The sequence below is a fragment of the Nocardioides mangrovi genome, from assembly GCF_020073815.1.
Classification (GTDB): Bacteria; Actinomycetota; Actinomycetes; order Propionibacteriales; family Nocardioidaceae; genus Nocardioides; species Nocardioides mangrovi.
In genome coordinates this window covers 114,501-138,663 of sequence record NZ_JAIQZJ010000001.1, presented here as the reverse complement: position 1 = coordinate 138,663, position 24,163 = coordinate 114,501, and the positions used below count along the sequence as shown (strand labels likewise).

The 24,163-nt window shown below is 73.1% G+C and carries 24 protein-coding genes; 10 read left to right on the top strand and 14 right to left on the bottom strand.

What is annotated here, in order from left to right; genetic code table 11:
• The first annotated feature begins 8 nt into the window (after window positions 1-8).
• The 3 genes from K8U61_RS00660 to K8U61_RS00650 all read left to right on the top strand — a co-directional run bounded on the left by K8U61_RS00660 (window position 9) and on the right by K8U61_RS00650 (window position 4,153).
• On the top strand, window positions 9-767 hold the full coding sequence (locus K8U61_RS00660) for an NUDIX hydrolase (RefSeq protein ID WP_224121027.1): 759 nt from the start codon (window positions 9-11) through the stop codon (window positions 765-767).
• A gap of 96 nt (window positions 768-863) precedes the next feature.
• On the top strand, window positions 864-1,556 hold the full coding sequence (locus K8U61_RS00655) for a response regulator (RefSeq protein WP_224121026.1): 693 nt from the start codon (window positions 864-866) through the stop codon (window positions 1,554-1,556).
• The gene (locus K8U61_RS00650) at window positions 1,553-4,153 is read left to right on the top strand and encodes a DUF4153 domain-containing protein (RefSeq protein WP_224121025.1); all 2,601 of its coding nucleotides are present in this window, start codon (window positions 1,553-1,555) and stop codon (window positions 4,151-4,153) included. Before K8U61_RS00655 ends, K8U61_RS00650 begins: the two co-directional genes overlap by 4 nt.
• Here K8U61_RS00650 and K8U61_RS00645 read toward each other — a convergent pair.
• Window positions 4,040-5,017: an EamA family transporter gene (locus K8U61_RS00645; protein WP_224121024.1), complete on the bottom strand. Its 978-nt coding sequence runs from the start codon at window positions 5,015-5,017 to the stop codon at window positions 4,040-4,042. The two genes, K8U61_RS00650 and K8U61_RS00645, sit on opposite strands and share 114 nt — an antisense overlap.
• A 73-nt stretch (window positions 5,018-5,090) precedes the next feature.
• Between K8U61_RS00645 and K8U61_RS00640 the strand changes: the two genes are divergently transcribed.
• Window positions 5,091-5,981: a LysR family transcriptional regulator gene (locus K8U61_RS00640; protein WP_224121023.1), complete on the top strand. Its 891-nt coding sequence runs from the start codon at window positions 5,091-5,093 to the stop codon at window positions 5,979-5,981.
• On the opposite strand, the gene K8U61_RS00635 is transcribed toward K8U61_RS00640, so the two are convergent.
• The 4 genes from K8U61_RS00635 to K8U61_RS00620 are packed head-to-tail and all read right to left on the bottom strand — an operon-like array spanning window position 5,967 to window position 9,228.
• Window positions 5,967-6,893: a co-chaperone YbbN gene (locus K8U61_RS00635; protein ID WP_224121022.1), complete on the bottom strand. Its 927-nt coding sequence runs from the start codon at window positions 6,891-6,893 to the stop codon at window positions 5,967-5,969. The two genes, K8U61_RS00640 and K8U61_RS00635, sit on opposite strands and share 15 nt — an antisense overlap.
• Window positions 6,894-6,925: 32 nt before the next feature.
• The gene (locus K8U61_RS00630) at window positions 6,926-8,134 is read right to left on the bottom strand and encodes an acetyl-CoA hydrolase/transferase family protein (protein ID WP_224121021.1); all 1,209 of its coding nucleotides are present in this window, start codon (window positions 8,132-8,134) and stop codon (window positions 6,926-6,928) included.
• 48 nt (window positions 8,135-8,182) lie between these two features.
• Complete coding sequence (locus K8U61_RS00625; RefSeq protein ID WP_224121020.1) at window positions 8,183-8,731, bottom strand: MmcQ/YjbR family DNA-binding protein; 549 nt, start codon at window positions 8,729-8,731, stop codon at window positions 8,183-8,185.
• 8 nt (window positions 8,732-8,739) lie between these two features.
• Window positions 8,740-9,228 (bottom strand): MarR family winged helix-turn-helix transcriptional regulator, encoded by a 489-nt coding sequence (locus tag K8U61_RS00620; RefSeq protein WP_224121019.1) that lies wholly within the window; start codon window positions 9,226-9,228, stop codon window positions 8,740-8,742.
• Window positions 9,229-9,630: 402 nt separating this feature from the next.
• On the opposite strand from K8U61_RS00620, the gene K8U61_RS00615 reads away from it, so the two are divergent.
• Both K8U61_RS00615 and K8U61_RS00610 read left to right on the top strand, forming a co-directional pair.
• On the top strand, window positions 9,631-10,038 hold the full coding sequence (locus K8U61_RS00615) for an SLATT domain-containing protein (RefSeq protein WP_263426471.1): 408 nt from the start codon (window positions 9,631-9,633) through the stop codon (window positions 10,036-10,038).
• Window positions 10,039-10,142: 104 nt separating this feature from the next.
• Window positions 10,143-11,375 carry an HNH endonuclease signature motif containing protein gene (locus tag K8U61_RS00610; protein WP_224121017.1) on the top strand — a complete coding sequence of 411 codons (1,233 nt, stop codon included), beginning with the start codon at window positions 10,143-10,145 and terminating at the stop codon, window positions 11,373-11,375.
• On the opposite strand, the gene K8U61_RS00605 is transcribed toward K8U61_RS00610, so the two are convergent.
• From K8U61_RS00605 to K8U61_RS00575, 7 genes are read right to left on the bottom strand one after another with little or no spacing between them, the layout of a single operon-like run.
• The gene (locus tag K8U61_RS00605) at window positions 11,372-12,067 is read right to left on the bottom strand and encodes an alpha/beta hydrolase (RefSeq protein WP_224121016.1); all 696 of its coding nucleotides are present in this window, start codon (window positions 12,065-12,067) and stop codon (window positions 11,372-11,374) included. The two genes, K8U61_RS00610 and K8U61_RS00605, sit on opposite strands and share 4 nt — an antisense overlap.
• Window positions 12,067-14,250: a CocE/NonD family hydrolase gene (locus K8U61_RS00600; RefSeq protein WP_224121015.1), complete on the bottom strand. Its 2,184-nt coding sequence runs from the start codon at window positions 14,248-14,250 to the stop codon at window positions 12,067-12,069. Before K8U61_RS00600 ends, K8U61_RS00605 begins: the two co-directional genes overlap by 1 nt.
• A gap of 23 nt (window positions 14,251-14,273) precedes the next feature.
• Window positions 14,274-14,801 (bottom strand): PH domain-containing protein, encoded by a 528-nt coding sequence (locus tag K8U61_RS00595; protein WP_224121014.1) that lies wholly within the window; start codon window positions 14,799-14,801, stop codon window positions 14,274-14,276.
• A gap of 10 nt (window positions 14,802-14,811) precedes the next feature.
• Entirely contained in the window at window positions 14,812-14,976 is a 165-nt protein-coding gene (locus K8U61_RS00590) for a hypothetical protein (RefSeq protein WP_224121013.1), read from the bottom strand.
• Between the two features lie 51 nt (window positions 14,977-15,027).
• Window positions 15,028-15,852 (bottom strand): SDR family NAD(P)-dependent oxidoreductase, encoded by an 825-nt coding sequence (locus K8U61_RS00585; RefSeq protein ID WP_224121012.1) that lies wholly within the window; start codon window positions 15,850-15,852, stop codon window positions 15,028-15,030.
• Window positions 15,849-16,355: a VOC family protein gene (locus K8U61_RS00580; protein ID WP_224121011.1), complete on the bottom strand. Its 507-nt coding sequence runs from the start codon at window positions 16,353-16,355 to the stop codon at window positions 15,849-15,851. The genes K8U61_RS00585 and K8U61_RS00580 overlap by 4 nt, the downstream gene beginning before the upstream one ends.
• Window positions 16,352-17,155, bottom strand: coding sequence for a MerR family transcriptional regulator (locus K8U61_RS00575; RefSeq protein ID WP_224121010.1), 804 nt, complete (start codon window positions 17,153-17,155; stop codon window positions 16,352-16,354). Before K8U61_RS00575 ends, K8U61_RS00580 begins: the two co-directional genes overlap by 4 nt.
• Window positions 17,156-17,226: 71 nt before the next feature.
• Here K8U61_RS00575 and K8U61_RS00570 point away from each other — a divergent pair, with 71 nt between their 5' ends.
• A complete protein-coding gene (locus tag K8U61_RS00570; protein WP_224121009.1) occupies window positions 17,227-18,660 on the top strand; it encodes an MFS transporter in 1,434 nt (477 codons plus the stop codon).
• On the opposite strand, the gene meaB is transcribed toward K8U61_RS00570, so the two are convergent.
• Window positions 18,618-19,583 (bottom strand): methylmalonyl Co-A mutase-associated GTPase MeaB, encoded by a 966-nt coding sequence (gene meaB / locus K8U61_RS00565; protein ID WP_224121008.1) that lies wholly within the window; start codon window positions 19,581-19,583, stop codon window positions 18,618-18,620. The genes K8U61_RS00570 and meaB overlap by 43 nt on opposite strands.
• Window positions 19,567-20,760 carry an acetyl-CoA C-acetyltransferase gene (locus K8U61_RS00560; RefSeq protein WP_224121007.1) on the bottom strand — a complete coding sequence of 398 codons (1,194 nt, stop codon included), beginning with the start codon at window positions 20,758-20,760 and terminating at the stop codon, window positions 19,567-19,569. Before K8U61_RS00560 ends, meaB begins: the two co-directional genes overlap by 17 nt.
• Before the next feature lie 116 nt (window positions 20,761-20,876).
• Between K8U61_RS00560 and mce the strand changes: the two genes are divergently transcribed.
• From mce to K8U61_RS00545, 3 genes are all read left to right on the top strand, one after another.
• On the top strand, window positions 20,877-21,320 hold the full coding sequence (gene mce, locus K8U61_RS00555; RefSeq protein ID WP_224121006.1) for a methylmalonyl-CoA epimerase: 444 nt from the start codon (window positions 20,877-20,879) through the stop codon (window positions 21,318-21,320).
• An 84-nt stretch (window positions 21,321-21,404) separates the two neighbouring features.
• Window positions 21,405-22,745 (top strand): crotonyl-CoA carboxylase/reductase, encoded by a 1,341-nt coding sequence (ccrA, locus tag K8U61_RS00550; protein ID WP_224121005.1) that lies wholly within the window; start codon window positions 21,405-21,407, stop codon window positions 22,743-22,745.
• A 140-nt stretch (window positions 22,746-22,885) separates the two neighbouring features.
• The gene (locus K8U61_RS00545; protein ID WP_224121004.1) at window positions 22,886-24,115 is read left to right on the top strand and encodes a coiled-coil domain-containing protein; all 1,230 of its coding nucleotides are present in this window, start codon (window positions 22,886-22,888) and stop codon (window positions 24,113-24,115) included.
• Window positions 24,116-24,163: the final 48 nt, after the last annotated feature.

Below are 24,163 nucleotides of genomic sequence, written 5' to 3'. Positions count from 1 at the left end.
TGTAGCCCGTGACCGAGCCGACCACCTCCGTGAGCACCGTCGCGGAGGGGATCGCCCGGATCTCCTGGACCACCGACGAGCCGATCGACGTGATCCGGCACCAGGTGGTCGCGGCGCTCGTCGACCACGCCCGCGTCGAGGCGCTGGTGGACCCCGACGACGAGGGCGCGCAGCGCGCCGCGACCTGGTCGGGGCTGCGTCGCGAGGGCGTGATGCGCGGCGTGACCGTCGACGGCGCGCCGGTCGACCGGATCGTCTACGCGCGGCTCGCGACCGACACCCCGCTCAACGAGCCCGAGGGCTTCCGGGCGCTGCTCAACTCCTTCCTGCCGCGCAAGCGCGCGATCGGCCAGATGCTGGTCCGCGACGGTGACGGCCGGGTCCTGCTGTGCAACCTCACCTACAAGCCGGACTGGGACCTGCCCGGCGGCGTGGTCGAGGTCAACGAGTCCCCGCGAGAGGCGGTCAGCCGCGAGATCGAGGAGGAGCTCGCGCTCCAGATCCCCGCGGGCCAGCTCGTCCTCACCGACTGGCTGCCGCCCTGGAGCGGGTGGGACGACGCGGTCTGCCTGGTCTTCGACGGCGGTGTCCACGACGCCTCCCTGACCGACACGATCGTGCGCGAGGCCCGCGAGATCCGCACGGCGGAGTTCTGCACCGTCGACCAGGTGCGCGAGCGGTGCGCCGACTTCACCGCCCGCCGGATCGAGGCCGCCCTGGCCAACGTGGCCGGCGGCGGGCCGGCGTACACGGAGTCGGGTCGCTGACCCGATCCGGCTGACCCGATCCAGCTGACCCGATCTGCACAGAACCTGCACACGTCGTCCCCCACTCCTGCGCCGCCCCGGCCCTAGCCTCGGGGCATGAGCGCGAGTCGGACGGTCCTCGTCGTCGAGGACGACCCGGTCATCAACCAGGCCGTCGCCGACCGGCTCGAGGCCGAGGGGTACGCCGTCGTCCGTGCCTGGGACGGCCCCGGCGCCGTCGCCGCGGAGGCCGAGCACCACCCCGACCTGGTCCTCCTCGACGTGATGCTCCCCGGGTACGACGGGCACGAGGTGTGCCGACGGATCCAGGCCGCCCGCCCGGTGCCGGTGCTCATGCTCACCGCCCGCGCCGACGAGGCCGACGTGCTCGTCGGGCTCGGGGTCGGCGCCGACGACTACCTCACCAAGCCCTTCCGGATGCGCGAGCTCGTCGCCCGGATCGCGGCGCTGCTGCGCCGCGTGGACCGGGCCGCCGAGCTGGCCGCCCGGCAGCCGGAGCGGGCGCTCGAGCTGGGTGACCTGCGCATCGACGGCCCCGCGCACCGCGTGTGGCGCGGCGGCGAGGAGGTGCGGCTGACGCCGACGGAGTTCGACCTGCTGCTCTGCCTGGCGGCGACGCCCGGTGCCGTGGTGTCGCGCGACCGGCTGCTGGCCGAGGTGTGGGGGTGGGACGGCGGCACCGGCACCCGCACCGTCGACAGCCACGTGAAGGGCCTGCGCGCCAAGGTCGGCGCCGACCTGGTCCGCACCGTGCACGGCGTCGGCTACGCGCTCGAGGTGCCTGCGTGACCTCGCAGCCGCTCGCCCGGGTCGCCTCCCTCAAGGTGAAGCTCGGGCTGCTCGTCGCCATCAGCGTCGCGGTCGCCGCCGTGGTCGCCTCGATCGGCCGGGCCGCCGGCGTCGGAGCCTGGCTGAGCATCCCGGTCACCATCGGGCTCGCGCTCGCCGTCACCCAGCTGCTGGCCGTCGGGATGACCTCGCCGCTGCGGCAGATGACCGAGGCGGCCCGCCGGATGGCGACCGGCGACTACGACGTCCGGGTCACCGAGACCGCCAGCGACGAGGTCGGCGAGCTGGCCCGCGCCTTCAACCGGATGGCCCGTGACCTGGCCAGCACCGACCGACAGCGCCGCGAGCTGGTCGCCAACGTCAGCCACGAGCTGCGCACCCCGATCGCCGGCCTGGTCGCCGTCCTCGAGAACGTCGTCGACGGCGTCGCCCCGTCCGACCCGGACACCCTGGCCGCCGCGCTCGCCCAGGCGGAGCGGCTGAGCGGCCTGGTCGAGGACCTGCTCGACCTGGCCCGGGTCGACGCCGGCAAGGCGCCGCTGAACCCCGCACCGGTCGCGATGACCGGCCTGCTCGAGGCCGCCGTCGCCGAGGCGCGCGTCCTCGGTCGCGCGGTCGCCTACGACGTCCACGTCGAGCCCGACGACCTCGTCGTCCACGCGGACCCGGCCCGGATGCACCAGCTCGTCGCGAACCTGCTCGACAACGCGTCGCGGCACAGCCCGGCCGGCGGCACGGTCCTGGTGACCGCCCGGCGCGAGGCGGAGCGGTACGTCGTCGAGGTGCTCGACCAGGGAACGGGTCTGGCGGCGGCCGACCGGGAGCGCGTCTTCGAGCCCTTCGGCACGCTGCGCGCGACCGAGGGCAGCGGCAGCACCGGCCTCGGCCTGGCCATCGCCCGGTGGGTGACCGACCTGCACGGCGGCTCCATCCGCTTCGTCGACCCCGAGCCCGGCACCCGGGGCGCGCGGGTCCGGGTCGAGCTCCCCCTCGTCCCGCCGGACCGGCCCACCCCGACCCCCACGCCCACTCCCGCACCACGCCAGGAGGCACCCGTGTCGTCGAACGTCCCGCCGTACCCGCCCTACCCCGCGCCGGCGCCGCGCACGGCCCCGGTCCCCTCGCCGCCGATCCTCGACGACCTGTTCGGCTCCTTCTGGCCGGCGACCGGCGTCCGGACCAGGATCGGCCTGGTCCTCGCGGCCGTCGCCGTGGGCGTGCTCGCCAGCGAGGTGCTCCCCGACCGGTCCGCCGGGATCGGGCTGACCCTGCTCCTGCTCGCGGGCGGCGCGGTCGTCGCGGCGGCCAGCAAGCACCGCCGGGACCCCTTCACCCTGACCTGCGCCGGGCTGTGCGCGCTGCTCTCCCTCGTCCCGATGCTGCGCGACGCCGACTGGCTCGTCGCGCTGAGCATCGCCGCCGGGGCGGCGACCTGCATCGTCGGCGTCTGCCGCGGCCGCACCGTCCCGGGGTTCGTGATCTCGGGAGCCTCCTGGCCGCTAGCCGGCCTGCGCGGGCTGCCGTGGCTCGGCCGAACGCTCGCCGGCGTCCCGGGCCTCGGCCACGGCGCGGCCCTGATCCGCACCCTCGTCTGGTCGGCGCTGCTGCTCGTCGTCTTCGGCGCGCTCGTCGTCTCCGCCGACGCCCTGCTCGCCGAGTGGGTGGGCGCACTGCTCCCCGATCTCTCCGTCGACATGTTCGTGCAGCACACGTTCATCACGATCGGCGTCGGCGGGGTCGTCCTGGCAGCGGCGTACCTCGCCCTGAACCCGCCCCGCGTCGACCTCCCCGAGCGACCGGCGCGACCCGTGGCCAACCGCTACGAGTGGCTGGCGCCCGTGCTCGTCGTGGTGGCCGTCTTCGCGGCGTTCCTCGTCGCGCAGGCGACGGTCGTCTTCGGCGGCCACGCCTACCTGCAACGCACCACCGGGCTCACCTACGCCGACTACGTCCACCAGGGCTTCGGCCAGCTCACCGTCGCCACCGCCCTGACCCTGCTGGTGATCTGGGCGGCGTCCCGCAAGGCGCCGCAGGGGACGCCCGCGGACCGGCTCTGGCTCCGCGTCTCGCTCGGGGTCCTGTGCGCCGAGACGCTCGTCGTCGTCGCGTCCGCGCTCTACCGGATGCACGTCTACCAGGAGGCCTACGGCTTCACCCGGCTGCGGCTGCTCGTCGACGTCTTCGAGGGCTGGCTCGGCCTGCTCGTCCTCGCGGTGATGGCGAGCGGGATCGCGCTGAGCGTGTCCTGGCTCCCCCGCTTCGCCTGGATCTCCGGCGTCGTCGGACTGGTCGGCCTGGCCGCGATCAACCCCGATGCCTGGATCGCCCAGCACAACATCGACCGCTACCAGGAGACCGGCCGGGTCGACTGGCTCTACCTGCAGGAGCTCTCCGACGACGCCGTGCCGGTCCTCGCCGCGCTGCCCGCCGACCAGGCCGCCTGCGCGCTCAACGGGTGGACCGGGGAGGACGACGACTGGGTCTCATGGAACCTCGGTCGAGCCCGCGCTGCGGACGCGATCGACGACCTGCCCCAGGGGCGCGGCATCGCCGACGAGTGGAGCGCCGCCCTCTGCTCCGACGACGTCGCGGACTGAGCTCTCGCCGCGGCGGGCCGGCCGGATCGCCACGAGGACGCCGAGGATCAGCAGCAGCCCGCCGCCGAGCTCGGCGCCGTTGGGGCGCTGGTCGAGCAGCAGCCAGGCGGAGGCCATCGCGACGACCGGGGCGAGCAGCACCCAGGGGACGACGTACGACGACGGGTTGCGCGCGAGCAGCGTGTTGAAGACGCCGTACCCGACCAGCGAGGCGAGCCCGGCGGTGTAGAGCGTCGAGAGGGCCGCCTGCCAGCCGAACGCGCCGAGCCCGTCGGCGACCGCGGCGGGACCGTCGACGAGCAGCGACAGCACGAGGGCCGGGACCGGGACGACGAGCGCCGACCAGACGGTCAGGGACAGTCCGCCGGTCGCGCCGGACGCGCGCGAGACGACGTTGCCGATGCCCCAGGAGAGGGCGCCGAGCAGGCAGAGCAGCAGCGCGACCAGCGGTACGTGGCCGCCCCGGCCGACCGCCACCGTCGCCAGGCCGACGGCGCCGAGCAGGACGCCGACGACCTGGGCCGAGGTCGGCACCTCGCGCAGCACGCCCGCGGCGATCGCGATCGTGAAGATGACCTGCGCCTGCAGCACCAGCGCGGCCAGACCCGGCGGCATCCCGGCGTCCATCGAGACGTAGAGGAAGCCGAACTGGCCCAGCGACATGAACGCGCCGACGGCGACGAGCGTGCGCCACGGGACCGGCGGCCGGCGGACCAGGACGATCGCCGGGAGCAGCACGACGGTGAAGCGGATCGCCACGAAGAGCAACGGCGGGACCCCCTCCATGCCCCACTCGATGACGACGAAGTTGAAGCCCCAGATCGTGGCGACGACGGCGGCGAGGAGGGAGTCACGGCGGTTCACGTCCCCAGGGTCCCCGATCGGGACCATGCAGCACCAGCGAATGAACATGCATGGATCCATGTAGCATCGCTGCATGATCGACCTCGCGGCCCTGAGCAGCCTGCGCGCCGTCGACACCCACGGCTCGGTGATCGCGGCGGCCCACGCGCTGGGCTTCACCCCGAGCGCCGTGTCCCAGCAGATCAAGCGCCTGGAGAAGCAGACCGGCGTCCCGCTCCTCGAGCGGGTCGGCCGCGGCGTGATCCTCACCGGGCACGGCCGCCACCTCGTCGACGCCGGCGCCCGGCTGCTCACCGACCTCGAGGAGGTCGAGTCCGGCCTCCACGACCGGGCCGGCACGGTCGCGGGCCACCTGCGGGTCACGGCCTTCTCGACCGCGATGCGCGGCCTGGTCGCGCCGGTCGTGCGCGACCTCCTCGCCGCCCACCCGGCCCTGTCGGTCGCGCTCACCGAGCGCGAGCCGTGGGACACCATCGACCTGGTGGCCACCGGGCAGAGCGAGCTCGGCGTCGTGCACCGCTGGGGCGACGTCCCCATCTCGATCCCCGACCACCTCGAGTCGCGGCTCGTCTACCGCGACCTCGCCGAGGTCGTCATGCGCGCCGACCACCCGCTGGCCGGTCGCGCCGTGCTCAGCCCGCGCGACGTGCTCGACGAGGCCTGGGTGGCCACCCCGGAGAGCACGATCTGCCGGCAGTGGCTGACCCGGATGTACGCCGGCACCGGCCGCGTGCCGCGGGTCGTCCACGAGGCGCTGGAGTTCGACTCGCACCTCGCCCTCGTGCGTGCCGGCCTCGGCATCGCGCTGGTGCCGCGGCTCGGTCGTCAGCCGCTGGGCGACGACCTCGTCGGCGTACCCGCCCACGACCCGGTGCCGACCCGCGACGTGCTCGCGGTGCACCGGCGCAGCATGGCCGACTCCCCCGCGATCCGGGCGGTGCTGACGGCGCTAGAAGAGCGCTGACGCGAGGTTCTGCCGACCCCGGAGGACACGCGGGTCGTCGTTGCCGACCGCACCGAAGAGGCCCAGGAGGTGCTCGCGGGCCTGGTTGCGCTCGTCGCCGGCGGTACGACGCACGAGGTCGATCAGCCGGTTGAACGCGTCCTCGACGTGCCCGCCGAGCATGTCGAGGTCGGCGACCATCGTCTGCGCGTCGACGTCGTCGGGGTCGGCCGCGGCGGCCGCGCGGGCGTCGTTGAGGTCGACGCCCTGCGTGCGCTGGAGCAGCTTGGCCATGGCCAGGCCCGCAGCGGCCTCGGCGTCGGCGGGGTTGGCGTCGACCAGCTTCTGGTACTCCGCGACCGCGCGCTCGACGTCGCCGTCGCCCAGCGCGTCCTGCGCGGCGGCGTACCGCGGGTCGGCGGCCGGCTCGCCGGACTCGTCGGCGGCGCCGGCGGCGTGCCGCGGCTGGTGACGACCGGCGATGCCCTGGGCGGTGAGCTGCTGCATGACCTGGTTGAGCGCGCCGCGCAGCTCGTCGAGCGGGAGCACGTCCTGGAAGAGCGGGGTCGGGCGGCCGTCGATGACCGCCAGCACGAGCGGGATCGAGGGGATCTGCATCGCCTGGGCGATCTGCGGCACGGCGTCGATGTCGACCAGGCCCACGAGGACCCGACCCTCGAGCTCACCCGAGACCGTCACCAGGTCGTCGGCCAGGGTCGCGCTCTCCGGCATCCGGGACGCGGAGTAGAAGACCAGCAGCACCGGCGCCGTCATCGACGCCTGGATCGTGTCCTGGAAGTTCTGCTCGTCGAGCTGCACGGCGTACGACGAGCCGGCGGGTGCGCCACCCGCCGCACCGCCCGCGGGGGCGGCAGGCTGGCTGAGTCCGGACAGGTCGACGGCTCCCGGGCGGGAGAACGGCTGCTGCGTCATGGGCCCAATCCTAGGGATCTCACGCCAGCCGCCTACGCGAGCCCCAGCGCCGCGGCCTCCTCGCGCAGCTCCTCGCGCACGTCCGGGTGCGCGGTGTGCTCGATCAGCTGCCGCGCCTGCTCGCGCTGGTCCTGGCCGGCGATCTCGGCGGTCCCGTGCTCGGTGACGACCGCGGACATCTGGAAGGAGGTCACCGGCTCGTCCACGAGCGGCACGATCGTCGAGCAGTCGGCCTTGGGGTGCCAGGACCGCAGCGCGATGAACGCCTGCCCACCGGCGCTGTGCATCGCCCCGACGATGAAGTCGGTCTGCCCGCCGAAGCCGGAGTGGATCCGCGCATTGATCCGCGACGCGTTGGCCTGCGCGAAGAGGTCGACCTGGAGCGCGGTGTTGACGCTGACCATCGATGGGTTGCGCGAGATGAGCGCCGGGCTGTTGGTGACCTCGGTGCGGGCCATCACGATCCGCTCGTTGCCGTCGACCCACTCGAGGAGCTCGGGTGACCCGAAGAGGAAGGACGCGGTGATCGGCACGTTGCGGTCGAGGGCGCCGAGCTTCTCCAGCGCGAAGATGCTGTCGGAGAACATCTCGGTCCACACGCGCAGGCCGCTCCGGCCGCGCAGCCCGTGCAGCGTCGCGTCCGGCACGGCCCCGATCCCGGCCTGCAGCGTCGAGCCGTCGGTCACGCGGTCGGCCACGAGCTCACCGATCCGCGCCGACGGCCCGTCGATCGCGGTGACCGGCGCCGTCGGCAGGGGCGCGTCGGCCTCGACCAGGACGTCGATCAGGTCGAGGTCGACGAGCGCGTCGCCGTACGTCCACGGCATCTCGTCGTTGACCTGCGCGATCACCACGCCGCCGCGCCGCTTGGCCGCCTCGAGCGCGGCCGGGACGACATTGACCTCAACGCCCATCGAGACCTTGCCGTCGCGCGGGCGCGTGGTGTGGATGACGACGGCGTCCGGCGGCAGCTGCCGACCGAAGAGCGTCGGCACCATCGACAGTCGGGACGGCACGTAGCTCAACCGCGGGCTGCGCCGCATCCCCGGGCCGACGAACGACGTCTCGAGGACGACCCCGTCGCGGTCCGGGACGCCGGCCTGGGCGTTGAGCATCCAGAGGCGGTACGACGGGACGGCGGCGTCGACGAGCCCCAGCGTGTGCCAGGGGGTGGCGTGGTTGCCGGTGACGACGATGCGCGGGTCGGCGGGCAGGGCGGCCAGGGCGTGCGCGAGGTCCACGGGTCCATCCCACCACCTTTCGACCGGCCGGGCTCGGGACGTTGGTCCTCAGCGGGTCCAGCGATAGACCTGTCCGTCGCGGATCTCGACGTCGGTGGGCGGCTTGGGGATGGGGTGGTCCCTGAGATGCGCGAGCACGTCGACCCGGCCGCGCAGCTGCGTGGCGCCGTCGGTGAAGTGGAGGTAGGGGTGCAGCAGCTCCTTCACCTCGGCCCACTCCTGGGAGTCGATCGCGTTCCACGCGCGTGCGGTCGGGGGCGGCATCTCGGGCAGGTCGTGCAGCATCTTCGGGGTGCACATGCGCCACGCGTCGGTGACCAGCTCGCGCATCTCCTCCCCGTCGAGCCGGTCCAGGTGGGCGCACACCCACTGGTAGCGCAGGTCGCTGGTCGACGGCAGGAAGAACGTGTCGGGCGCGGACTCGATCAACCCGTCGCGGGCGTCCTTGGGGTAGCCGAAGCCCATCGCGGTCTCGTCCCGGCTGAACCCGACGTACACGATCTGCCGGACCTTGAGCTTCGCGCGGCCCCCGGTGAAGAACTCGTAGGTGCGGGGCAGCGCGAGGCCGACGCCGCGCACGTCGTCGGCCGTGACCATCGCGCCTCCTAGAAGTCCCCCGCCGCCTGGCGGATCGGGCGCAGCAGCGCCGAGATGGTGCCGAGGTCGTCGTCCTCGAGCGCGCCGAGCGCGAAGTCGGCGTCCACGAGGTCCTGCGTCGCCAGCTCCACCAGCGCCCGGCCCTCCGGCGTGATCTCGGCGAGCACCGCACGGCCGTCGTCGGGGTGGGCGCGCCGGGTGATCAGGCCCGCCGACTCCAGCCGCCGCACGATCGACGTCACCGACGTCGGGTGCACCTGCAGCCGCTCCCCCATCTTGCCCAGCGGCAGCGAGCCGCGCGAGGAGAAGACGAGCAGCACCAGCGCCTCGTAGCGCGCGAACGTCAGCCCGTGCGGCTTGAGGATCGCGTCCAACCGCCCGATCACCAGCTGCTGCACCCGCATCAGCGACGTCACCGCGTGCATCGCCGGCACCCGCTCCCACCGCTGCCCCCACTGCCGCGCGGCCTCGTCGATCGGGTCGAACTCAAGCGTCACGCGGGCGACCCTAGTCGACCGCGCCGACGGCCCCGGGAGATCTCGGTGCGTGGCCCGCGGCCGGCCGAGGTGCGGTCGCGCCGCGCGTGGTGGTGACGCGGCGGGCCGTCGGTCGCCCCACGTACCTGACGAGATGGTCGCTCCAGGCGCCGAAACGCAGCCAATGCGTCAGGTACGGCGAGCTCTCGGGCGCGTGCGGTGGTTGAGGTGCGAAGGCGCCCTGGCACCTGAGCCTCGAAACCCCCCGCGCCTCACCGCCAGCTGCGCTGCGGTCGCGAGGCGGCCTCTCATTCGCCGGGCATCAGTCGGGTGCGGCCCCAGCCGCCGAACAACGGGTACGTCCCAGAGGAACTCGCAAAGGACCTTCCCCCATTCGCGCTCGCGCAGCTTCTACGAAAGCGCTTGCAGGAGGCCGAGAACTACGGCCGGCGACGCCGCTCACGATGGCGGCTGTTCGCGAGCGTGACGAAGTTCGGCGCTCTGGCCCTGTCAGCTGCGGCAACCATCCTGCTGGGTTTCGCCGAGCTCGACCATCTGGCCGCGGCGGGTTTCGTCTGTACCGCCTTGGTGACGACGATCGGTGCGATCGAGCCCTACTTCAACTGGCGATCACGCTGGATCATGGCCGAGGAAGCCATGCACGATTGGTACGCGCTCGAGCAGAAACTCATCTGGTACGTGGGCATGTCCGCGGAGCAGGACCTCGACCCGTCGAAGATCGCCAAGATCGACCAGGAACGCCGGGCCGTCTGGGATCGGTTCGGGCAGCAATGGCTCGAGCAGCGACGACGCTCGGAGTCCCCGGTGTGAGTGCTCAGGGATAGCGAAGTTCGTGATCACTCCGTGACCTAGAACCCTGTGGATATCGGGGTTCTGGGCGTCGGAGTGTCGGTGGTCGGTGCTGGGATGGACCCATGACCACGGTGGACAGCGGGCACGAGCAGGCGCAGGTCGCGGACCTCGACGCCGACGCTCTGCTGTCCCTGTGCACGGACGCCGAGCGCGAGGTCTGGGTCGCCGAGCTGGCCAAGCTGCGCTGCGTGCTCCAGTGGGCACACGCTCACCCGGCAGACCCCACCGAGGTCGCCCGTGGCCGGGTCGAGATCGCCGGCGGCGACGGCACGCCGCCGGTCGAGGAGTTCACCGCCGAACCGCTCGCGGCCGCCCTCGGCGCGAGCCCCGGATCGGTGCGACAGCTCATCGCCGACACCCTCGACCTCGCCCACCGCCACCCACGACTGTGGGCCCGGGTCGAGCGACTCGAGGTCCCCGTCTGGCGCGCCCGCCGGATCGTCCAGGCCACCCACCACCTCCCCGCCGACCACGCGCGGCTCGTCGACGACCTCATCGCCCCCAAGGCCGCGATCTGTGGGCTGGTCACCATCGACAAGGCCATCGCGCAGGTGACCGCGCAGACCGACCCCACCACCCAGGACACCGAGGAGGAGCTGGCCCGCCGGCACTGGGACGTCCGCCTCTTCCATGGCCCATCCACCGGCCCGGGCCGCTGGGTCGGCACCAGCATCCTCGAGATCACCGGCGACACCGCGGTCCTCACCGACCTCTTCGAGACCCTCAACGCGGACGCCGTCGCCGCGGGGAAGGCCGGCGACCACGACCCGATCGAGGTTCGCCGCGCCAAGGCCGTCGCCGGGCTCGGGACCTTCAGCGGCAGCCGCCCTCGGCGTACCCGTCTCTATGTCCACGCCGACCTCGCGGACCTCACCGACGAGACCATCGGCGTCGGCTCCGTCGAGCGCCTCGGTCCCCTCACCATCGCCCGGATCAGGGAGTGGGTCGGCCACAGCGCGGTCACCATCGTGCCCGTGATCCGCACCGACCGCGACGACGCCGTCGAACGGCACGACCCGCCTGCCTGGATGCGCGAGCTCGTCATCCTTCGCGACCGCCACTGCGTCTTCCCCGGCTGCCAGACCGACGCCCGCTCCTGCGACCTCGACCACGTCATCCCCCACGAGGACGGCGGCCCCACCTCACCGAGCAACCTCGCCGCACTCTGCCGCCACCACCACCGCGCCAAGACCCGACATCGATGGCGCTACCAGCGCCGCCCCGACCAGAGCTACCTCTGGACCGACGCCATCGGCCGGCAGTACGTCGTCGATGTCACCAGCGAGCGCTGCTAAGCGACTGGGTCGCCGAGGTGGCGCGCGAGGAAGCGCGCGGCGTCCTCGCCGGCGTACGCCGGAACGCCGGTGTGGCCGCCCAGGTTGGCCTGGAGCGTCTTCTCCGCGGAGCCGAAGGCGTCGTAGAGGTCGAGGGCGGCCTGCCGGTCGTTGCCCTCGTCGTCCCACTGGAGCAGGACGTGCACCGGGATGGTGACGAGCCTGGCCTCCTCCATGATCGAGGCGGGCACGACGCTCCCGGCGAAGAGACCGGCGGCCACGATGCGCGGCTCGACGCGGGCCAGGCGGACCCCGATGGAGATCACGCCACCGGAGAAGCCGACCGGGCCGGCGATCTCGGGACGGTCGAGAAGCTCGTCCAGTGCCGCCTGCCACTCGGGGACCGCCTGCTCGACCAGCGGCAGGATCAGCCGGTCGACGACGTCCGCGCTCGGCAGCCGCCCGGAGAGGATGGCCTCGCGCAGCTCGGCGCGCGCCTCGTCGACGCCGACGAGCGGCGTCCGCTCGCCGCTCCCGGGCAGCTCGAGCGTGGCCGCCGCGAAGCCGGAGGACATCGCCTCGCGCGCACGCGCCTCCAGCCGGGGTCGCATCCGGTCGAGGCCGCCCGGGTGCCCGAGCAGGACCAGCGGGACCGGTGCCTCCGGGGACGCCGACGCAGGCGTCCACACCAGGCCCGGGATCCCGCCGATCATCACGGGTAGGTGCGGCAGGGCTGGCTGCGCAGGGACGCGCAGGCGGGCGCCTTCGCGGGGACCTTCACGCCGGGGACGATCGGGAGCACCAGCCGGGAGGGGTGCTTGCGGTCGGCCGCGACCTGGACGGTCTCGCCGTGGGCGATCGTGGTGTCGAAGGCCCACAGCGGCCTGGCGCCACCGGGCGCGTCCAGGGTGATCCGGATCCGGGAGCCCTTGCGGAAGGGCTGGGCGAAGGGGAAGAGCGCGAGGCGGACCTTCGTGAACTGGCCGGCCGGCAGCGGCGCCTGGTCGGCGGCGAGGTCGGTGTGCACCGGGTTGGTGACGGTCGACTCGGCGGCGTCCAGCTTGCGGTGGCTGGCCCGGAGCCAGCCGGACTGCACGTAGACCTCGGTGCCGTTCGGTCGCACCTCGGAGATGGTGGCCTCGAGGTCGGTGTCGTCGGCGTCGGGGGTGCGGATCCACACGTCGAGCGAGCCGGAGCCGATCGAGACCATCGTCTTCTTCAGCGGCGCGCTGATCCAGCCGAGGCCCTTGCCCTTCGGGATCTGCTGCCAGTCGTACGTCGGGTGCGCCGCCCAGATGTTGGCGTCCGGGTCCGGGAAGTCGGTGGCCGGCAGCGCGGACGGGTCGGCGGAGTAGCGGCGGACGCCGTCGGCGACCGAGGAGTCGACCGGGTGGTTGCGCAGCCGGCGCTTGCCGAGGTACCAGGCGGTCGGCTTCGCCGACTCGATCGGCCAGGCGGAGAAGGACTTCTCGAAGCGCGGCAGCGGTGAGCCGGACGGCTGGCCGGCGGCGGCGCCCTCCTCGAAGAGGATCCGGACCGGCTTCTGCGCCTCGTACTTCGCGAGCGCCTGCTGGTAGCTCAGGCCGGTGTAGTCGATCTGCTTCGGCAGCGACAGCCCGGAGACGCCGGTGATCGACTGGGAGAGCACGGGCGCGACGAACTGCTTGGCCGAGCCGGGCACCCGCTTGCCGACGTAGAGGTCGAGGAAGTCGGCGTACCGCCCGAAGATCCCGAGGCTCAGCGACTCCGCGTGGGAGCCGTTGGTCATGGTCGCGTAGACGGGCACACCCGGCGCGAAGTCGTCGAGGAAGTTCGGGAAGTGCCCGCCGGTCTGCTCGTCCTGCCAGGCGCCGGCGAGGAATACCGGGACGTTGATGTCCTTGACCCACAGGCTCGGGTTGATCTGGTCGAGCACCGCGGGGTCGTACGTCGGATTCTGGTCGATCATCGTGCCGAGGTCGACGTTCTGGAGCCGGACCCGCTGGTTCTCCGCGCACACCGTGTCGCCCGCGTCGGCCCGGTCCTTCGCCCACTGCTGACCGTAGGGCTCCGCCTGGTCGGCGCGCTCCTGCGCCCACGGGACGGCGAAGCCGGTGTTGAGGATGCCGCCCGGGTAGAGCGTGCCGCGGTAGGTGTCGTCGATGACCGAGAGCGGCGTGATCGCGGCCAGGTGCGGCGGCTCGGTGCGCGCGACGTAGAGCTGCTCGATGCCGGGGTAGGAGATGCCGACCATGCCGACCTTGCCGGCCACCCAGGACTGGGCCGCGACGGTCTCGATGGTGTCGTAGCCGTCGACGCTCTGGATCGGCTCGAAGGTCATGAACGCGCCGCCGGAGCAGCCGGTGCCACGGACGTTCACGCCGACGTAGGCGTAGCCGAGCGTGTTGAAGAGCGTCGCCATCGTGGTGTTGGCGGGGTTGCTCGGGTCGTAGCCGGAGTACTCCACGACCGTCGGGTAGCCACCCGCGGGCATCGCGCCGGACGGGAAGGTCACGTTCGCCGAGAGCGTGGTGCCGTCGCGGGTGGTGATGTAGTTGAAGCCTTCGCTCAGGGTCTGGTCGTCGTAGAGCGACTGCGCCGGCGCCGGGCCGGCGAAGTCGGTGACGTCGCCGGTGCCGAGGCTCACGCCGTCCTCGCGCACGGCGTACGTGCCCGGGTCGAGCTCGCGCCACAGGAAGCTGCCCTGCTCGTCGACGGTGCCGGTGCCGACCACCGCACTGTCGGCGTCGAGCAGCTCGACGTGCGCACCGGGCGTCGCGTCCAGCACCGACAGCTGGTTGACGCTCCCCCGCACCGTCCCCTCGGGATCAGCGGCCGAGGCCGCCCCGACCGGGTGGAACGCCGTCGCGGCGAGGGCCGCGAGCGAGATGGCGACGAGGGCTGTCCGGATGCGCATGTGGCGATCGTCTCATCACGAGGTCAGCCGCGCAGCCGATCGTGGCCGCCGCGCAGGCCGGCGCGTTGGACCACCCGTTGGATCGCCAGGTCGCGCTCGTAGGGACGCCCGACGTACCGGATGTCGCGGATGCCCTGCTCGCGGGCGGCCGACTCGAAGACGAAGTGCCCGAAGCCCAGCAACCGCCCGTGCAGCGGCCGCCGGACGGTGATGTCGAGGATCCGGCTCAGGGGCATCGTGGCCAGGCTCTGGCTGATCACCCCGTGCACGCGGAAGACGCGCATGTTGGTGATCACGAAGCGGTCGCGGTGCTCCCGCAGGGTCAGCCAGCCGGCGTGCAGCAGCGCGGCGCAGGCGAGGAAGAACGGGATCCACGCGACGTCGACCGGGGCGACGGCGGTGACGACCAGCAGCCCGATCGCGAGCAGCGCCTCGAGGGCCGGGCGGGTGTAGGCGGCCCAGTGGTGGCGCACCTCGTCGACGATCACCTCCCCCTCGTCCCGGAGGAGGTGCTTGGCGATGACCGGGTCGGTCCAGGAGGCCAGGCCCACCACAGCCCCGCTACTGCAGGTCGCGGACGAAGGTGATCACCGAGTCGAAGACGTCGGCCGTCACCGACGCGCCGCTGTCGCCGGCCTTGCGCGCGGACTTCGCGAGCCCGTGCGGGTCGGTCACGAGCCAGAACACGCCGAACGCGACGAGGACGACGATCACGGCCTTCTTCATGGTCGCCGTGTCTATCGAGATCCCGGGCGCGATGCAGCCCGACACGCCGGTCTAGACCAGATCGGCGGACGTGACGTCCCACAACCGGGCGGCGACCGCCGCGTCGCGCGCGTCCGCCGACGGCTCCGCGACCGCGGACCGGCGGTGGTAGCCGCCGGGCACCGCGTCGGGCGAGGTCGCGCAGAAGACCGTGGTCCGGGCGCCCTCCTCCGGAGAGGTGAGGGTACGGCGCTCCAGCGGCGCGGCGAGCCTGCGAAGCCGGCCGAGCACGGGCGCGGTCTCCAGGCCGCGGTCGGCGATCCGGGTGTAGACCGAGCCGGGGTGCAGGGAGTAGCCGTGCAGCCCGCGGTCGCCGTACCGCCGCTCGATCTCGGCGGCCTCGTGGACGAGCGCCAGCTTGGAGGTGCCGTACGCCGCCCAGGAGTCGTACGGCGTGACCGGCCCGGTCAGCCATGCGTTGCGGCCGCGCTCGTGGAGCTTGGAGACCACGTCGACCACGCGCGCCTCGCCGTGCGCCTCGGCGGTGGCGAGCAGGAGCGGGAGGAGCAGGCGGGTCAGCTGGGCGGTGCCGAGGTAGTTGGTGCGCCAGTGGATCTCGTGGCCGTCGACCAGCTGCGGCTCCCGCCACTTCGAGCGCAGGTCGAGGTGGATGCCCGCGTTGTTGACGAGCACGTCGAGCCGGTCGGTGGTCGCACCCACCCAGGCGGCGAGGGCGGCGACCGACTCCCGCGAGGCGAGCTCGAGCGGGTGCGTGTCCGAGCCGACGGGGCAGGTGCGGGTGGTCGTCAGGACCCGGAAGCCCTGTGCCCGCAAGGCGTCCGCGGTCGCCTCACCGAGCGAGCGCTCCCCCGCCCCGGTGACCAGCGCGGTCCTCATCCTGCACGCACCGCGTCGTAGAAGGCCTGCATCTGCGGGCCGATCCTGGCCAGCTCGACGTACGGCGCTCCGCCGGCGGAGCCGTCGTCGACGACGGAGGAGTCGATATAAGCGAACTCGATCTCGCCGCCCATCATCGATCCGCGCATCAGCACCGGCACCCCGGCGTCCACCGCGGCGGCGCAGGCCGCCTCCAGGTCGTCGACCGCGAAGCAGACGTGGTGCAGCCCAGGCCCGTGCGCCGCCAGGAACTCGGTGTAGATCGACTCGCCCGTCAGCGGCTGGATCAGCTCCAGCTGCAGCTCGCCGGAGTAGCCGAGCGAGACGTGCAGGGTGAGGTCGACCGGCTCGCCGCGCAGCGTCGTGTCCTCGGGGCCGAAGCGGACGTCCGGGATCCGGGTCCAGGCCGCGACGCCGAACTGCTCGGTCAGCAGCCGCTCGGTCGCGTCGATGTCGTCGGTGACCCAGGCGACCTGGATCAGCGGTCCGCTCGCGATGCTCACGAGCGCATAGGCCAGCACACCTCGGTCGTGTGGGCAAGGAGGTCGTCGGGATCGCCGGTCGGCAGGTAGCGCTCGACGACCGGCCCGTCCCCGGCTGCCGCCCGCTCGGTGACGTGACGACCGACGGCCGAGTAGGCGCCGTCGAGGTCGAGCATCGGCCCGTCGTACGCCGCGACCGCGTAGCGCGTGGCCGGTCGGTCGATGGCCTCCACCCGGCCCGGCAGCGGCGGGACGGACGCGACCGGGACGAAGGCCACGAGCTCCGCCTGACCATCGGTGAAGAACGCGGTCGGGAAGACGGCGCCGTCGGGCCCGGTGCGCCCGACCCCGGAGGTGCGCAGCAGCCGGTGCAGCTCCGCGAAGGCCTCCAGCCACCAGCCGACGACGTGCTCGCCGGTCACCACCCCACGGACGGCGAGCGCCGTGCACGCCGGCTCGTCCCGCTCGACGACGGTCAGGTCGTCCTCGCCCGCGAGCATCTGCCGCAGCGAGTCGACCGTCTCCTGGGTCGCCCGCAGCTGCCGGCTCATCCGCTCCAGGTGCTCGACGATCACACGGTTGCGGGCCTGCTCGTCGGGAGCCGCCAGCACCGCGCGGACGTCGTCGACCGGGAGGTCGAGGTCGCGCAGGCGCCGGATCAGCCGGGCGGCGGCGACCTGCTCGGGCCGGTAGTAGCGGTAGCCGCTGTGGTCGTCGATCCGGGCCGGCTCGAGGAGGCCGACGTCGTGGTAGTGCCGCAGCGCCTTCACCGTCAGGAAGGTCATCCGCGAGAAGTCGCCGATGCTCAGCAGGTCCGCCATGGCCGTCACTCTGCACCCTCCCCCAGCAGGAGAGTTGACCCTCCTGCTGCCGGAGGGTCGAGAACGGCACCATGACAGACACCAGCCTCCGGCGCGGCCCCCTCGCGGTGCTGCTGACCGGCACCTTCCTCATCGTCCTCGACTTCTTCGTCGTCAACGTCGCGCTGCCGTCGGTGCAGCGCGACCTCCACGCCGGCAACACCGCCCTCGAGTGGCTCGTCGCCGGCTACGGCCTCACCTTCGGCGGGCTGCTGCTCGTCGCGAGCCGGGTCGCCGACCGCTGGGGCCGCCGACGGGTCTTCCTGCTCGGCGTCGCCCTCTTCGTCGCCAGCTCGGCGGCGTGCGGCTTCGCACCCGACACCACCACGCTGGTCCTGGCCCGGCTGGTCCAGGGCGCGGCCGCAGCCGCCGTCGGCCCGACCGTGCTCGCGCTGATCGGCGACGTGTACGCCGGGCCGCAGCGGGTGCGCGCCCTCGGCGCCTACGCGACGGTGATGGGCGTGGCCGCGGCGTCCGGCCAGCTCGTCGGCGGGTTGCTGATCCACCTCGACCTGGCCGGCACCGGCTGGCGGGCGATCTTCCTGGTCAACGTGCCGATCGGTCTGGTGGCGCTGGCCGCCGCGCCCCGGTTCCTGCCCGACACCCGGGTCCCCGGCGCGCCGCGGGTCGACGTCGTGGAGGCGTCGCTCGTCGTCGCCTCGCTGACGGCCCTGGTGCTGCCGCTGGTGGAGGGACAGCGCCAGGGCTGGCCGCTCTGGACCTGGGCGAGCCTGGCCGGAGCGGCCCTCCTGGCCGAGCTGGCCTGGCTGCGCGGCCGCGCCCTGCGCCGGCGCGGGACCCGGCCGCTGCTCGACCCGGCCGCCCTCGGCGCTCGCCCGGTCCGCGCCGGCCTCGTCGGCCAGGCGCTGCTCTTCACGGGCATGGCGTCGTACTTCCTGGTGCTCGCGCTCTACCTCCAGGACGGCCGCGGCCTCGGCCCGCTCGCCTCCGGCGCGGTCTTCACGATCGTCGCGGCGGCGTACATGGTCGGTACCGCCGAGGCAGGCGCCCTCGTCGGTCGGTACGGCGCCCGCGCGGCGATCACCGGCGGGGCGGCCACCTTCGGGATCGGTCACCTCCTGCTGCTGGCCGCGGTCGAGCACGTCGGCGTGGGCGGGTCCGTGGCGTGGCTCGCGCCGGGCCTCGCCGTCGCCGGGCTCGGGATGGGGGTCGCCCTCGCGGCACTGGTCGGCACCGTCATGGGCTCGGTGGCGGTCGAGCACGCGGGCACCGTGTCCGGCACCGCCTCGACCGTGCAGCAGGTGGGCAACGCGCTGGGCGTCGCGCTGGTCGGCATCGTCTTCTTCGGCCGGGTCGATGCCGGCATGGTGGACGCCTTCGGGGCCAGCCTCGTCTACCTGAGCGTGACCACGGCGGCGGTGGCGCTCGCCGCGGCGTTCCTCCCGGGCCGCCCGCGCTCCCGTCAGTCCGGGACGGTGCCGAGCAGCTCGTCAGCCGCTGCGTAGGGATCGGAGGTGCCGGCGACGACCTCCGCGGCCAGCCGACCGACGTCGGCGCGGCCGCGGTCGTCGTCCCACCGCCGACGCAGCGTGGTGAGCGCGATCGCCTCGATCTCCTCACGGGCGCGGCGGGTACGCCGGCGCTCGAGCTCGCCGCTGTCGGAGAGCCAGGCGCGGTGCCGGTCGATCTCGGCGACCACCTCGTCGACGCCGGTGCCGGACGAGGCGACGGTCTTCACGATCGGCGGCCTCCACGCACCCTCGGGGCGGTCGCCGAGCGCGAGCATCGACCGGAGGTCGCGGCGGACCTGGTCGGCGCCGTCGCGGTCGGCCTTGTTGACGACGTAGAGGTCGCCGATCTCGAGGATCCCGGCCTTCGCGGCCTGGATGCCGTCGCCCATCCCGGGCGCGAGGAGCACGAGGGTGGTGTCGGCGAGCGCCGCCACCTCGACCTCGCTCTGCCCGACCCCGACGGTCTCGACGAGGATCACGTCACAGCCGGCGGCGTCGAGCACCCGCAACGCCTGGGGCGTCGTCCACGCGAGGCCACCGAGGTGGCCGCGGGCGGCCATCGACCGGATGAAGACGCCGGGGTCGAGCGCGTGCTCGCCCATCCGGACCCGGTCGCCCAGCAGCGCGCCGCCGGAGAAGGGCGACGACGGGTCGACCGCCAGCACCCCGACCCGCCTGCCGGCGCGCCGGAGCTCCGCCACCAGCGCGCTGGTCGAGGTCGACTTGCCGACCCCCGGCGCACCGGTGATGCCCACGACGTGGGCGCGCCCGGCGTACGGCGCGAGCTCGGTCATCACCTCGCGCAGCAGCGGCGACTCGTCCTCGACGAGCGAGATGAGGCGGGCGACCGCCCGGGCCTCGCCGGCGCGGGCGCGCGCGACGAGGTCCGTGACGTCGGCGTCAGCCCTGGGGGACACGCACGATCAGGGCGTCGCCCTGGCCGCCGCCGCCGCAGAGAGCCGCCGCACCGACGCCGCCACCGCGACGCTTGAGCTCGAGCGCGAGGTGCAGGACGACCCGGGTGCCGGACATGCCGACGGGGTGACCGAGCGCGATCGCGCCGCCGTTGACGTTGACCTTGCTCCCGTCGAGGCCGAGGGCGCGCGTCGACTCGATGCCGACCGCGGCGAACGCCTCGTTGAACTCGACCAGGTCGAGGTCCGCGGCGGTGATGCCCTCCTTGTCGAGGGCCTTCTGCGTGGCGTTGGCCGGCTGCAGCTGCAGCGAGGAGTCGGGGCCGGCGACCATGCCGTGGGCGCCGATCTCGGCGAGCCACTCCAGGCCGAGCTCCTCGGCCTTGGCCTTGCTCATCACGACCACGGCGGCCGCGCCGTCGGAGATCTGGGAGGCCGAGCCGGCCGTGATGGTGCCGTCCTTGGCGAACGCCGGGGGCAGCTTGGCCAGCGACTCGGCGGTCGTGTCGCCACGCACGCCCTCGTCGGCGGAGACGACGATCGGGTCGCCCTTGCGCTGCGGGATGGTGACGGGGACGACCTCGTCGTCGAAGACGCCGTTCTTCCAGGCCTCGGCGGCCTTCTGGTGCGAGGCGGCCGCGAACGCGTCCTGCTCCTCGCGGGTGAGCTTCACGCCCTCGGCGTTGATCTGCTCGGTCAGCCCGCCCATGGCCTGCTGGGTGGCCTGGTCGTAGAGGGCGTCGTAGGCCATCGAGTCGACGAGCTTCACGTCACCGAACTTGAAGCCCTCGCGCGACTTCGGCAGGACGTGCGGGGCGTTGGTCATCGACTCCATGCCGCCGGCGACGACGATCTCGACCTCGCCCGCGCGGATCATCTGGTCGGCCATCGCGATGGAGTTGAGGCCGGAGAGGCAGACCTTGTTGATGGTGATCGACGGCATGCTCCACGGCAGGCCAGCCGCGATGCCGGCGGCCCGGGCGGGGTTCTGCCCGGCGCCGGCGAGGATGACCTGGCCCATGATCAGGTAGTCGACCTGCTCCGGCGCGACGCCGGCCTTCTCCAGCGCGCCCTTGATGGCGACGCCGCCGAGCTCGGCCGCCGAGAGGCTCTTCAGGCCGCCGAGCAGGCGGCCGATCGGGGTGCGTGCACCCGCGACGATGACGGACGTTCCGGACATGACAAGCCTCCAGAGATCAAGGGGTGGTCCTGTCGCCGACCCTACCCACGGGTCACCTGCGGGGCGAGGGTGGAACATGTCACACGCACTCGCGGCCGGCCCCGCGCCGTACGACCATGTCCGGCATGAGTCTGGACGCCGCCACGCACCTCTTCACCGCCATCGACCACGTCGGCATCGCCGTGCCCGACCTCGACGCCGCGATCGCCTTCTACGAGGGCACCTACGGCATGCGCCTGGCGCACCAGGAGGTCAACGAGGAGCAGGGCGTGCGCGAGGCCATGATGGCCGTCGGCGACTCCGGCTCCCACATCCAGCTGCTCGCGCCGCTCAACGAGCAGTCCACGATCGCGAAGTTCCTCGACAGCAAGGGCCCGGGCATCCAGCAGATGGCCTACCGCGTCGTCGACGTCGACGAGGTCTGCGCGATCCTGCGCGAGCGCGGCGTGCGCCTGCTGTACGACGAGCCGCGCCGCGGCACCTCGGACTCGCGGATCAACTTCATCCACCCCAAGGATGCCGGCGGCGTCCTCGTCGAGCTCGTCGAGCCCGCGAAATAAGTCACACCGCGGAGGGTGTCGCCCACGGTTACCGATGGGTAATCTCCCCGCCAAAGCCCGACCCTGACCCACCCAGGAGCCGACGTGCAGCACATCCTCGACGCGATCCAGGCAGGCGACACTGCCTCTGAGGACTTCGCAAACCTCGAGATCCCCGACCACTACCGCGCCGCGACCGTCCACAAGGACGACGTCGACATGTTCGAGGGCATCGACAGCCGCGACAAGGACCCCCGCAAGTCGCTCCACGTCGAGGACGTCGCGCTGCCCGAGCTCGGCCCGGGAGAGGCGCTGGTCGCGGTGATGGCGAGCGCCATCAACTACAACACCGTCTGGACCTCGATCTTCGAGCCGGTCTCCACCTTCGGCTTCCTCGAGCGCTACGGCCGCCTCTCGGAGCTGACCAAGCGCCACGACCTGCCCTACCACGTGGTCGGCTCCGACCTCGCGGGCGTCGTGCTCAAGACCGGCCCCGGCGTCACCGCCTGGAAGCCGGGCGCCGAGGTCGTCGCGCACTGCCTGTCCGTCGAGCTCGAGGACCCCGCCGGTCACGACGACACGATGATGGACCCGCAGCAGCGGATCTGGGGCTTCGAGACCAACTTCGGCGGCCTCGCGCACATCGCCCTGGTCAAGTCCAACCAGCTGCTCGCGAAGCCGGCGCACCTCACCTGGGAGGAGGCCGCCTCCCCCGGCCTGGTCAACGCCACGGCCTACCGCCAGCTGGTGTCGAAGAACGCCGGCCAGATGAAGCAGGGCGACAACGTCCTGATCTGGGGCGCCTCCGGTGGCCTCGGCGGCTTCGCGACGCAGTACGCCCTCAACGGCGGCGCCAACCCGATCTGCGTGGTCTCCAACGAGGAGAAGGCCAAGATCGTTCGGTCGATGGGCGCGGAGATGGTGATCAACCGCTCCGAGGAGAAGTGGCAGTTCTGGAACGAGGACAACACCCAGCAGAACCCCAAGGAGTGGCAGCGCCTCGGCAAGAAGATCCGCGAGCTCACCGGCGGCGAGGACATCGACATCGTCTTCGAGCACCCCGGCCGGGAGACCTTCGGCGCCTCGGTCTACGTGACCCGCAAGGGCGGCACCATCACCACCTGCGCCTCGACCACGGGCTTCATGCACGAGTACGACAACCGCTACCTGTGGATGAACCTCAAGCGGATCGTCTCGAGCCACTTCGCCAACTACCGCGAGGCCTACGAGGCCAACCGCCTCATCGCCCAGGGCAAGATCCACCCGACCCTGTCGAAGACCTACACCCTCGACGAGGTCGGCCAGGCCGCGCTCGACGTGCACCACAACGCCCACCAGGGCAAGGTCGGCGTGCTCTGCCTGGCGCCCGAGGAGGGCCTCGGCGTCCGCGACCAGGAGATGCGCGCGAAGCACCTCGACGCGATCAACCGCTTCCGCGGCGTCTGATCCCGGACCAGCCACGCAGGAACCCCCGGTCCGCCGGGGGTTCCTTGCGATTTCACGGCAACCCGGCCTGTGATCCCGCGGTCTCATCCGCAACACTGGGCGTCAACACCCGATCGACCCGCCGGAAGAGGTAGCGCCGCATGAGCGACCAGGGACTGTCCATCTTCGACGACAACGAGCCGGAGGACGCCACGGCGGACGCTGCGGTCGCCGACGATGACTCCACCCAGGTGATGCCCGCGGTGCCCCCGCGGGAGCAGCCTGCCCGTACCCAGCCGCCCGCGCAGCCGCGCCCCGCGGCCGCGACCCCGGCCCCGGCCCCGGCGCCGGTCCTCCCCCCGGCCGCCGCTCCGTCGCAGGCTGCCGTGGGCGGCGCGGCGGGCACCTTCCCGATGGTCCGGCGCGGCGGCTACGACAAGACCGCTGTCGACGCCCGCGTGCAGCAGCTCGCCACCGAGAAGGCCGGCCTGAGCCGCAGCCTCGGGGAGTCCGAGCAGCGCGCGCTCGAGCTGGAGAAGCAGGTCCAGTCGCTGCAGCAGCAGCTCGACGAGCACGAGAACCCGTCGTACGCCGGCCTCGGCGGCCGCGCGAGCGCGATGCTCCGTCTGGCCGAGGAGGAGGCGGGCGAGGTCCGCGACAACGCCGAGCGTGACGCCGCCGAGATCCGCGAGCAGGCGACCCGCGACGCCAAGGCGACCCGCGCCGACGCGGCCCGCGAGGCCGAGGACATGCGCCTGGTCCAGCTCAAGGAGCTGGACGAGAACCGCGCCCGCCTGATGGCCGACGCCGAGCAGGAGCGCTCGCTGGCCCGCAGCGAGGCCGCCGACCTGATCGCCTCCGCCAAGCGCGAGGCCGACCAGCTGCGGCTGGCCGCCGACCAGGAGACCAACGAGCAGCGCACCTCCACCAAGCGCGAGGCCGAGCAGCTGCGCGCCGCCGCCGACCGCGAGGTCCAGGAGGCCCGGCGCGCGCTCGCCGTGGAGAAGGAGCGGCTCGCCCGGGAGGCGACCGACCACCACGCGAGCGCCACCGCAGAGACCCGCCGCCTGGTCGAGGAGGCCGAGGAGCGCGCCGCGGCCGCCGAGGACCGCGCCCGGGCCGCCACCGCCCAGGCCACCGAGCACCGCACCCAGGCGACCACCGAGGCCGAGGCGCTGCTCTCCCGCGCCCGCCGCGAGGCCGAGCAGATCGTCACCTCCGCGCGCACCCAGGCCGAGTCGATCGCCTCGACCGGCACCGCCGAGGCCGAGCGCGAGCTGGCCGCGGTCCGCGCCGAGGTCGACCGGATGGCCAAGCGCCGCGACGCCATCACCGCCCAGCTCGCCTCCCTCCGTGACGTCGTCGCCGGCTTCGGCAAGGACGAGGAGTGATCACCCCACCCCACTGCGCGCTTCCCCCGCTCCGCTCCTCCAGCGCGC